Annotated in this window: 9 protein-coding genes and 1 pseudogene; 5 read left to right on the forward strand and 5 right to left on the reverse strand. The window is 75.5% G+C overall.

The window, feature by feature from the left end; genetic code table 11:
• Positions 1-868: pseudogene (locus ABZW03_RS31815) on the forward strand (hypothetical protein); the annotation flags it as partial.
• Between the two features lie 72 nt (positions 869-940).
• Here the strand turns inward: ABZW03_RS31815 and ABZW03_RS31820 are convergent.
• Positions 941-1,588, reverse strand: coding sequence for a TetR/AcrR family transcriptional regulator C-terminal domain-containing protein (locus ABZW03_RS31820; protein ID WP_355265974.1), 648 nt, complete (start codon positions 1,586-1,588; stop codon positions 941-943).
• A gap of 90 nt (positions 1,589-1,678) precedes the next feature.
• Here ABZW03_RS31820 and ABZW03_RS31825 point away from each other — a divergent pair, with 90 nt between their 5' ends.
• Positions 1,679-3,139 (forward strand): FAD-dependent monooxygenase, encoded by a 1,461-nt coding sequence (locus tag ABZW03_RS31825; protein ID WP_355265977.1) that lies wholly within the window; start codon positions 1,679-1,681, stop codon positions 3,137-3,139.
• A gap of 81 nt (positions 3,140-3,220) precedes the next feature.
• Here ABZW03_RS31825 and ABZW03_RS31830 read toward each other — a convergent pair whose 3' ends face one another.
• The gene (locus tag ABZW03_RS31830) at positions 3,221-4,261 is read right to left on the reverse strand and encodes a DUF4232 domain-containing protein (RefSeq protein WP_355265980.1); all 1,041 of its coding nucleotides are present in this window, start codon (positions 4,259-4,261) and stop codon (positions 3,221-3,223) included.
• Positions 4,262-4,438: 177 nt separating this feature from the next.
• On the opposite strand from ABZW03_RS31830, the gene ABZW03_RS31835 reads away from it, so the two are divergent.
• On the forward strand, positions 4,439-5,002 hold the full coding sequence (locus tag ABZW03_RS31835) for a DUF6245 family protein (protein ID WP_355265983.1): 564 nt from the start codon (positions 4,439-4,441) through the stop codon (positions 5,000-5,002).
• A 47-nt stretch (positions 5,003-5,049) separates the two neighbouring features.
• Here ABZW03_RS31835 and ABZW03_RS31840 read toward each other — a convergent pair whose 3' ends face one another.
• Positions 5,050-5,718, reverse strand: coding sequence for a LysE family translocator (locus ABZW03_RS31840; protein ID WP_355265986.1), 669 nt, complete (start codon positions 5,716-5,718; stop codon positions 5,050-5,052).
• 78 nt (positions 5,719-5,796) lie between these two features.
• On the reverse strand, positions 5,797-6,210 hold the full coding sequence (locus ABZW03_RS31845; protein WP_355265989.1) for a helix-turn-helix domain-containing protein: 414 nt from the start codon (positions 6,208-6,210) through the stop codon (positions 5,797-5,799).
• Positions 6,211-6,310: 100 nt separating this feature from the next.
• Between ABZW03_RS31845 and ABZW03_RS31850 the strand changes: the two genes are divergently transcribed.
• A complete protein-coding gene (locus ABZW03_RS31850) occupies positions 6,311-6,721 on the forward strand; it encodes a tautomerase family protein (RefSeq protein WP_355265992.1) in 411 nt (136 codons plus the stop codon).
• A 99-nt stretch (positions 6,722-6,820) separates the two neighbouring features.
• Here ABZW03_RS31850 and ABZW03_RS31855 read toward each other — a convergent pair whose 3' ends face one another.
• A complete protein-coding gene (locus ABZW03_RS31855; protein WP_355265995.1) occupies positions 6,821-7,888 on the reverse strand; it encodes an alcohol dehydrogenase catalytic domain-containing protein in 1,068 nt (355 codons plus the stop codon).
• A 124-nt stretch (positions 7,889-8,012) separates the two neighbouring features.
• On the opposite strand from ABZW03_RS31855, the gene ABZW03_RS31860 reads away from it, so the two are divergent.
• On the forward strand, positions 8,013-8,612 hold the full coding sequence (locus ABZW03_RS31860) for a CGNR zinc finger domain-containing protein (RefSeq protein ID WP_355265998.1): 600 nt from the start codon (positions 8,013-8,015) through the stop codon (positions 8,610-8,612).
• Positions 8,613-8,648 lie beyond the last annotated feature (36 nt).

Here is an 8,648-nt window from a genome sequence, read left to right on the forward strand (position 1 = left end):
GCTCGCCACCACCGCGCCCACCGGGCACCCCGTCGCCGCGCTGGCCTTCGACCGCGCCGGGCGCACCCTGGTGAGCGCCGACGAGGACGGCGCCCTGCGCGTCCACGACGCCCGGGACGGCGCGCTGCGGGCCGCCACCGGCGTCGGCGCCCGGATCGAGCCCACCGCCGTCGCCCTGAGCCCGGACGGCACGCTGCTGGCGGTCGGCACCGCGGACGGACGGCTGCTCACCGGGGCGCCGGACGGCACGCCGCTGCGCCCGCGCTGGCACCCCGACAAGGACCGCATCCACGCGGTGGCCTTCCTCGGCGACGGCGCCGTGGTGGCCGTCGCCCACGACTCGCAGTACGTCCACCTGCTGGACGCGGCCGATCCGGCCGCCGCCGCCCGGCAGAGCGGCATCCGGCACGACGACCTGGTGCTGCGGCTCGCCGTCAGCGCCGACGGCCGGCGCCTGGCCACCACCGGCAACGACCGGGTCGTCCACGTCTGGGACGCCCGCACCGGCGAGCGGCAGGACACCGTCGGGCACGTCGCGGGCGAGGACGCCGCCCAGGCGCTCGCCTTCGCCCCGGACGGGCGCACCGTGGCCGGCGTCGGCCTGGAGGGCACCCTGCGGCTGTGGGACCCGGGCTCCCCCGCCGCGCCGGCCACCCTCACCGGGCCGGGCCAGGCGCTGAACTCCGTCGCCTTCCTGCCCGACGGGCGCGCCCTGGTCGGCGGCGACAACGGCGCGGCCCCGCTGTGGAGCCTGTCCCCCGACACCGCCGCCGCCCGGGCCTGCGCCGTGCTGCGCCCGCCGCTGCCCCGCGAGGACTGGTCCCGCCTGCTGCCCGCCGCCCTTCCGTACCACCCGGACTGCGGCTGACGGCCGGTCACCCGCCCGCGCCTGCCGCCTCCGTGGGACGGGGCCGCCGGACGGATCGCACCTGGCCCGCGCCTACGCGCCGGGCCCGCCGGCCGCACCGGGCGGGGTGAGGATCGCCGCGAGGCCGAACTCGAAGCGCTCCCCGAAGGAGTCCGCGTCCAGGTGCTCGCGGACCCGGTGCAGCGCGGGGTGCGAGGTCGGCGAGACCGCTCGGGCGAGGCGTCCGGGCAGGGCCTGGGTGGAGGCCGCCTGTTCCTCTTGGGCCAGCCCCAGGGCGAAGTAGGTGATCGTCCAGGCGGTCCAGGCCGCCTCGCGTCCGTCGCGTCCGCTGTCGAGGAGGGCACCGACCAGTGCGTCGGCGAAGCGCAGGGTGTGGGGCTCGGCGCCGTAGGTGCCGACCACGAGGGCCGCGCCGTCGCGGTGGGCGAGCAGGGCGCGGCGCAGGCGGCGGGCCAGTTCCCGTACCCGCTCGTCCGGGGTCCCGGGCAGGCCGTCGAGCGGGATCTCGCCGAGCACCGCGTCGGCCATCAGCTCCAGCAGCCGCGTCTTGGTCTTGACGTGCCACAGCACGGTGTTCATCCGCACGCCGAGCCGGTCGGCGACGGCCCGGGTGGACAGGGCCTCCAGGCCCTTCTCGTCCAGCAGTTCCAGGGCCGTACGGACCACGGTGTGCGGGTCCAGGCGCGGGCCGCGCTCGTCTCGGGATTGCCTCTTGGTCACCGACCTAGTTTACTGATCCCGCAAGCCTTGGTCAGCGACCAAGACTGCTCCAGCCATTTGGTCAGTGACCAAGAACGAGGAGGACGAACGATGAACACCGACCAGCGGGTCGTCGTCGCCGGCGGAGGTCCCGTCGGGTTGTGGCTCGCCGCCGAGCTGCGCCTGGGCGGGGTGCCGGTCACCGTCGTCGAGGAGCGCACCGGGATCGACACCCGCTCCCGGGCGCTCACCGTCCACCCCCGCACCATCGAGATCCTCGCCTCGCGCGGTGTCCACGGGAGGCTCCTCGCCGAGGGCGTCCCGATCCCCGGCGGCCACTTCGGCATGCTGGACACCCGGCTCGACTTCCGGGTGCTGCGGAGCCCGTACCCCTACACCCTGGCGATCCCCCAGGCCCGCACCGAGGAGCTCCTCGAGGAGCACGCGCTCGCACTCGGCGCCCGGATCCTCCGCGGGCACCGGGTCGCCGGGTTCACCGAAGGGCCGGGGTCGGTGACCGTGGACGTCGAGGGGCCCGAAGGGAGGTTCGGGATCGGGGCCGCGTACCTCGTCGGCTGCGACGGCGCCCGCAGCACCGTCCGCACGGCGGCCGGGATCGGCTTCCCGGGCACCCCCTCGACCGTCCTGGGCTGGCTCGGCGACGTCGTCCTCGACAACCCGCCGGAGCGCGGCGGCTACGGCTGCTTCGGCCCGCGGGGCACCCTGCTCGTGGTCGCGATGCCCGGCGGACTGCACCGCCTGGTGGGCCTCACGCCGGACGACGTCACCACCGAGTGGCCCGGCGACCTCACCCTCGACGAACTGCGCGCCAAGACCGTCTCCATGGCCGGCCACGACTTCGGCATGCGCGACGCGCTCTGGCTCTCCCGGTACGGCAACGCCACGCGCCTCGCCGACGAGTACCGCCGCGGCCGCGTCCTGCTCGCCGGTGACGCCGCCCACCAGCACTTCCCGGCCGGCGGGGTCGGCATGAACGTCGGCATCGCGGACGCCCACAACCTCGGCTGGAAGCTCGCCGCCACGCTGGGCGGCCGGGCGGGCGAGGGCCTGCTGGACACGTACGACGCCGAACGCCGTCCCGTCGGCGTCGACCTGACCGACACCAGCCGCGCCCAGGTCGCCCTGATGACCGCGTTCTCGCCCCAGGGCCTGGACCTGCGCGCCCTGCTCGGCGAAATGATCGGCGTCAACCCGCAGTTGAACAAGGACCTCGCCGAACGCGTCAGCGGCCTCGCCGTCGCCTACCCGCCCACCGACCCGGCCGCCCACCCGGTCACCGGCACCCGCGCCCCCGACCTCGCGCTCGGCGGCACCACCCTCTTCGCCCTCCTGACGGAGGGCACCCACGTCCTCCTCGACCTCACCGGCGCGGGCGCCGGCCCGGCAGGCCCCGGACTCCGGGTGCACGCCGCCACGCCCGGCGGGGCCCCCGCCTCCTGGAGCGACGTACGCGCCGCCCTCATCCGCCCGGACGGGTACGTCGCCTGGGCCGGCGCCGAGTTGGACAGGACGGCCGTCGAGCGGGCGCTCACCGGCGTCGCGGGATCCTGAGCCGCGAAGCGCTGTCCGTACCGCACCTACGCACACCCGGGGCGGAGCACACGTCTTCAGATCCCCCGGCCCCTTTCGGGCTCACCTCGGCTCGATCCCCCGGGGCGCCGGCGTCGGCTCGTTCGGGTCCTCCTTGACCCAGGCGCCGGCGCCGAGGCGGCCGGTGGTGCCGAGGTCGAGCTCCGGGGTGATCATGACGGGGGCCGCGCCGGCGTTGGCGCGCACCCGGGCGTACGGGGCGTGCTGCGGCTCGCCGACGGCGTCGACGGTGTTGCGCCAGACCAGGGTGCTGCGGGCACCCTCCCCCGGCTTCAGGTCGAACGTCCGCGGCGGGTCGTCCGCGCCGGTGCCGGTGGCGATCTCGGCGCCGCCGCGCAGGACGCGCACCCCGTCGAGGGGCCGGTGGTCGGCGTCGAGCGGCTGCACCTGGGGATAGCCGTCGAGGGTGACGGTGGCGGTGCCGCAGTTGCGCAGGTGCACGCCGAGCGCGCGCAGGCCCATGGCGGCGTCGCCCTCGTCGGCGTACAGCCGCAGGCCGGAGGGCGGGCAGGGGCCGCCGGTGCTCGGGGCCTCGGCGGTGGGCACGCTGCGGACCTGGAGGATCTCCGGCTTCACCGGGCGGGCGCCGGGCTTCGTCGAGCCGGCGCCGGGCTTCGTCGGGCTGGCCCTGGGCGGGTGGACGGGCTCGCCGAGCGGCGGCGGGGTGGCCGTCAGGTCGACGCTCCCCTTCCCGGTGGCGCCGGGGGCGATCCCGGCGACGGTCCGGGTGAGGTTGTCCAGCGCGGCCCCCTCCGGCGAGCGGAGACTGAACACCACGGTGACGTCGTACGGTTCGGCGTTCGGGTTGGTCGCCTCGTACGCGAAGCAGGTGGGGCCGACGGAGGTGATCCGCACCCCGCCCTGGGCGAGGGCGGTCGGCTGCGCGGCGCCGGGTGCGCTGGGCGTCGGCGTCGGGGTGCCGCACGGCGCGGGGCTGCCGGAGGCGTCCGGGCCGGCGCCGGAGCCGGTGGCCGCCACGGAGCCGCAGCCCGCGAGCAGGACGGCGGCGGTGGCGGCGGCCACGGCGGACGCGGCGGGATGACGGACGGTCAGCTGGCGGCGGGGCGGGTCGGACTGGCGCATCGGGCGAGTGGATCACGCCCCGCACCGGACGGCTGTGAGCTGCGCCACTCCGCGTGCAACAGCCCTGCCACGGTTCTCGCCGGCGGCGGGGAGGCGGAGCGCGGCGGCGGACGGACCGGGTCCACCGGGCCCGCACGACCCTCCCCACCCCCGGCCGGGACCGGTAGCGTGCCCGGTATGACAAACGATCACAGCCCGGTGACGGTGGAACAGATCGGCGCGGCGCTGACCGCGTTGGGCTATTTCGACCACGAGATCACGCCGGCCGAGCACGCCGAGTTCGCGGCGCTCAACAACCACCCCGACATCTACCGGGTGCGGCTGGTCAACGCCCTGCTGGGCTTCGCGCAGCGGGAGGCGATGTTCGCCGACGGGGTCGAGCTGGACGAGGAGAACCGGTTCGCCGCGGTCGGCGAGCAGATGAAGGCCGCCGAGGCCTGGGACGACATGATCATGCAGATGGCCTTCACGGCCTGGCAGATCGAGCGGGCGATGCTCCCGCTGCGGGTCTCCGCCCCGCTCGAGGAGAGCGGGCCGCTCCCGGTCGCCGCCGTGCAGGCCGCCGAGGGGCTGCACGTCATGCTGGGCGCGCTCGGCGGGACGTACGCGGCGAGCGCGGCCGGCGACGTCGACGGCATCGCCTTCCAGCTGGAGATGCAGCGGGCGGCCCGGGGGCTGCTGCAGAGCGCCATCGACAACATCGACTACGTGCTGGACGCGGTCGACACGGCCGGCCAGTAACCGGTCCGGCCGGGCGGGGGCCTTGCCGACTCCTCCCCGCCCGGCGGTCATTCGCCCCCGAGGGCCACCTTGACGCCGAAGCCGACGAGCACCGAGCCGGTGACCGCGTCGATGGCCCGCCGCACCGAGCCGCGCTCCAGCCACCGGCGCGCGAGCTGGGTGCCGAGTATCAGCGCCCCGAACCAGACCAGCCCCTCCAGGTCGTGCACGGCCGCCAGGACGACCCCCATCAGCAGGTGCGAGGAGCCGTCGGGGATGAACTGCGGCAGCATCGCCATGTAGAAGACGCCGTTCTTCGGGTTCAGCAGGCTGGTGCCCAGCCCGCGCGCCCAGGAGCGGGCCCACGACTCCCCCGTGGTCGTGGCCCCCGCTCCGTCCGCCGCGCCGCCCGACGCCCCGCCCGACGCCCCCCGCCGGCCGCGTTCCCTGAGCGTGCGGCGCAGCATGGCGATCCCCAGCCAGACCAGGTACCCGGCCCCGGCCAGGCGCAGCGCGTCGTACAGCACCTGGGAGGCGGTGAGCACCGCCGCGGCCCCGACGGCGGCGGCCACGCCCCACACGAGCACGCCGGACAGGATGCCCAGCGCCGTCGCGAAGGCCCGGCTGCGGCCCTGGGTGATGGCGGAGCGCAGCACCAGGGCGGTGTCGAGGCCGGGCATGACGGTCAGCATGCCGGCGACGACGGCGAAGGAGGCGATGGCGGAGGGGACGGTCACCCGGCCATCCTGGTGCCGGCGCCGCGCTCCCGTCCAACGAGGCCTGCTTCACCGCGCATCAGCGCTTCTGATGCCGCTTCAGGGGCTCCCGTCCCGGGCGGGTGCGGGCTCCGTCGCGGGCTCCGGTGCGGGCTCCGTTCCGGGTTCCGTCGCGGGTTCCCTTCCGGGTTCCGTTCCGGGCTCCGCGAGGACCAGGTCGAGGAGGCCGGGGAAGCGGCGGTCGAACTCGGGGCGGCGCAGCCGGTTGAGCCGGCGCGCTCCCTCGTCGCGCTGCTCGACGAGGCCGGCGCCGCGCAGCACGGTGAAGTGGTGGCTGCGCGTCGCCTTGCTCACCGGGAGGTCGAAGGTGCCGCAGGCGCGGGTCCAGTCGGGGGCGGCGGCCAACTCCCTGAGGATGGCGCGCCGTACGGGGTCGCCGACGGCGTCGAGCGCGTCCTGGAGCGACACCTCGGTCGGGTGGGTGTGGGTGAGGCTGCGGGTGCGGGCGGACATGGGGACCGGTCCTCTGCGGAGTGTTCGACGGCCGTCGATCACTGCTATGGTCGACGGGCATCGAACACTGTAGCCGGACTCCCGGAAAGCGAGCGTTCCCATGCCCCTGGTCCGCATCGACCTGTCCGCCTCCCGACCGCCCGCCGTGCGCCGCGCGATCGCCGACGGCGTGCACCGGGCCCTCGTCGACGCCGTCGGCATCCCGGCCGGCGACCGCTTCCAGATCGTCACCCCGCACGCCCCCGACGAGATGCTCTTCGACCCGGCCTACCTCGACGTGGCCCGCCGGGACGTCGTCTGCGTCCAGATCACCCTGGTGGCGGGCCGCCCCCGCGAGCTCAAGCTCGACCTGTACCGCCGGATCGCGGCCAACCTCGCCGACGCGGGCGTGCGGCCCGAGGACGTCTTCGTCACCCTCGTCGAGAACACCCTCGACAACTGGTCGGTGGGCAACGGCCAGGCGCAGCTGGTCGACCTCGGCACCGTCGCGGGAGCCCGCACCGAACCGTGACCCGCCGCCGCTCCGGGCGGCGCGGCTCGGGACGCGGGGCGGGCGGCGCGGCTCGGGACGCGGGGCGGGCGGCGCGGCTCCGGGCGCGGGGCGGGCGGCTCAGGCCTGGAACTCGTCGATGACGACCACGCCGGTCGGCCCGTACGCCTCCAGGGACTCCAGCACCCCGCCCGCCTCGTGGAGGCCGACGGTGCGGGTCACGATCCGGCCGGGGTGGAGGCGGCCGGCGGCGATCATGTTCAGCATCGTGCCGAACCGCTGACCCTGCATGCCGAAGGCGCTCAGGAACTCCAGCTCCTTGACCATCATGACGTCGACCGGCAGCGCGACGTGCCCCTTCTCCGCGGCGGTGGTGTGGCCGAGTTGGAGGTGGCGGCCCCGCGTGCGCAGGGACAGGACGGAGTTGCGGCAGGCCTCGGCGATCCCCACGGCGTCGACCGACACGTGCGCCCCGCCCCCGGTGACGGTCTTCACCGCCTGCGTGGGCTCGTCCTTCGCCGCGTTGACGGTGTGGACCGCGCCCAGGGCCCGCGCGGCCGCGAGCTTCTCGTCCGAGATGTCGATCGCGATGACGTTGGCGCCCGTCGCCGCGGCGATCTCCACCGTCGACAGGCCGGTGCCGCCGCCGGCGCCGTACACCGCGACCCATTCCCCGCCGCGGACCTTCGCCTGGTCGACGACGCCGTGGAAGGCGGTCATGTAGCGGCAGGCGAGGGCGGCGACGTCCACGAAGCCGACGGACTCCGGCACCCGGACCAGGTTGACGTCGGCGAAGCGGACCATGACGTACTCCGCGAAGGCGCCCCAGTAGGAGACCCCGGGCACGAGCGAGTCCACGTGCTCGCACACCTGCTGGTTGCCGCTGCGGCACATCTCGCACGACCCCTCGCCGGGGTTCATCGGGAAGATGACGCGGTCGCCCTCCCGCCAGTGCCGTACGTCCCGGCCGGCCTCCACGACGGTGCCGGCGAACTCGTGGCCGAGGACGAACGGGGGCTCGACGCTCGGCCCGCCCGTCCAGAAGTTCCCGGCCCACAGGGCCCAGTCGGTGCGGCAGATCCCGTTGGCGCCGACGCGCAGGATCGCGCCGTCCGGCGGGCATTCGGGGTCGGGCACGTCGCGGACGACGAGCGGCTCGTTGAGTTCCTCGATGACTGCGGCGCGCATGGACGCGACCTCCTTGTGACTCCTCGTGAGGCGGCGGAAGACGTTCAAAGTCCACCGGTTCAAGCGGTGGACTTGGAAGCTAGGCCGTTGCCTGACGCAATGTCAACCGCATAAAGTGGTGGACATGGACGACAAGGGCGGTCGACGCACAGGACGCCAACGCACCAAGGCCGACTTCCGCTTCGACGACGCGCGCCTGTGCTTCGCCTTCGCCGGCACCCTGGCCGACCGCGGCACCGACACCCCGTTCGAACGGCTGGCCCGGCCGGAGGACCTGGGCCGCTGGAGCGTGGAGAGCGGCTGCACCACGGTGGCGCCGGCCTGCACCGAAGCCGACCTGGAGCACGCCGGACGGCTGCGCGAGGCGATCCAGCGCACGGGCCGGGCCCTGGCGGAGGCGGTCCCGCCCGCCCGCGAGGACGTCGCGCTGATCAACGCCGCGGCCGCCGAACCCACTTCCGTGCCCGAGCTCTCGGCCGACGCGGCCACCGTGCGCTGGCACGGGGACGGCATCGCCGCGGTGCTCTCCATGGTCGCGCGGGACCTGATCGAGCTCTGCCGCTCGGAACACCGCACCCGCGTCCGCATCTGCGGGAACCCCGCGTGCGGCGTACCGTTCGTCGACACCTCCCGCGCGGGCGCCCGCCGCTGGTGCTCGATGAGGACCTGCGGCGCCCTCGCCAAGAAGCGCACCTACCGGGCCCGGTCGCAGAACGGGCCCTGACCCGGCGCCGCCCGCCCCGGCCGGCGCCCCCCCGGG

It is taken from the genome of Kitasatospora sp. NPDC004799 (genome assembly GCF_040609095.1).
GTDB lineage: Bacteria > Actinomycetota > Actinomycetes > Streptomycetales > Streptomycetaceae > Kitasatospora.